Origin of the sequence: Endozoicomonas ascidiicola (assembly GCF_001646945.1) — a bacterium.
GTDB lineage: Bacteria > Pseudomonadota > Gammaproteobacteria > Pseudomonadales > Endozoicomonadaceae > Endozoicomonas > Endozoicomonas ascidiicola.
This window is the reverse complement of the sequence record NZ_LUTV01000015.1, coordinates 34,686-35,797: the sequence shown is the minus strand read 5'-3', so window position 1 is coordinate 35,797 and position 1,112 is coordinate 34,686. Positions and strand designations below refer to the sequence as shown.

Here is a 1,112-nt window from a genome sequence, read left to right as displayed (position 1 = left end):
ACGACAAAACTCTCACGCCAGCTTGCAAAACGAAGACTACCGATTTCTTATGAACTTTTCGATAGAACAGAACAAAAAACTTCCAACGCTGAAAAACTCTCAGCTTTGCAACTCCGGTAGAAACACAGCAGCTAACGCCTCAATAAGGGGCGCCGAAGGCGTCCCTCTTGATTGACTTGTTAGGTGCTAGCTTAGGTTGATACTTGGCTTAAAATGCTGAAGGATAACTAATGCTTCTGATAATAATCTATGGCTTCTTTCGGGATCGAACCAAGTTCCATTGAATTTTGCGCCATGAAATAAGTTATTTCTAATTCTTGATATGTGCCCAAATAGTATTTGTATTGATTTTTCGTTGTTTGAAACTTCTTGCCAAACTATTTTATTAAATTCATCAATACCTTGTTTCATTGGAGGGTTATCTAAAATATATGTAGCAGATGACGAATGATTTCCAAGTTTATCTATATAGTCTGATCCAATACGTTCATTAACGAAACGATCCCAGTCTACAATGATCTTTCCACGGTTATTTTGGAAGTATCCTGCTTCTTTCAGTTTAAATTCGTATGTAGCAAATATCTTAAAAAAATCTAATGCAAGATTGTCTAGTTGTTTTTTCATAATTCATGATTGTTTTCTGAGCAAAATCTACCATTAAGATTTTGCTCAATAAAGATTCAAGTTATGCCGTAAAGTCGAAACTTACACAGCCTCTACCTGCTGCAGCGATTCTTACGAGTTGATCTGTAGTTTTCGATTCTGCATTAATTATCAATATATTTGCTGCCTTGACGGATGCTGCTGCAGCAATGCGTACTAATTGATCAGTAGTTTTGCTATTGCTGTCAATTCTCATACCCCCGCCTGCTGCTGCAATTCGAACAAGTTGATCGGTTGTTTTTTCCATTATTGCTGTATCCTTAAATATACATGATGAGTTGAACTGTTTTTATGAGGCCGAAATGATAAAAAACAAGTGCATAAAAGTGATGTTGTTGATGTTGACTCCTGCACCTAACGCCAAATTCAGCGGCGCAGCGTAGCGGAGTCCGCTGGAATTTTTTGTTAGCTGCGCACGCCCGTAAAATGGTTATACTGTGGCGTGAACT

At 37.9% G+C, this 1,112-nt stretch carries 2 protein-coding genes; both read right to left on the bottom strand.

The annotated features are described in order from the left end of the window. Positions 1–186: 186 nt before the first annotated feature. Positions 187–624 (bottom strand): hypothetical protein, encoded by a 438-nt coding sequence (locus AKL11_RS23970; RefSeq protein WP_067522852.1) that lies wholly within the window; start codon positions 622–624, stop codon positions 187–189. A gap of 61 nt (positions 625–685) precedes the next feature. Further along, positions 686–910 carry a hypothetical protein gene (locus AKL11_RS23965; protein WP_067522850.1) on the bottom strand — a complete coding sequence of 75 codons (225 nt, stop codon included), beginning with the start codon at positions 908–910 and terminating at the stop codon, positions 686–688. Positions 911–1,112 lie beyond the last annotated feature (202 nt).

Bases quoted from the DNA above. Each gene is read 5' to 3' on its own strand.
- AKL11_RS23970 (WP_067522852.1), bottom strand. From the start codon at position 624: ATGAAAAAACAACTAGACAATCTTGCATTAGATTTTTTTAAGATATTT.
- AKL11_RS23965 (WP_067522850.1), bottom strand. From the start codon at position 910: ATGGAAAAAACAACCGATCAACTTGTTCGAATTGCAGCAGCAGGCGGG.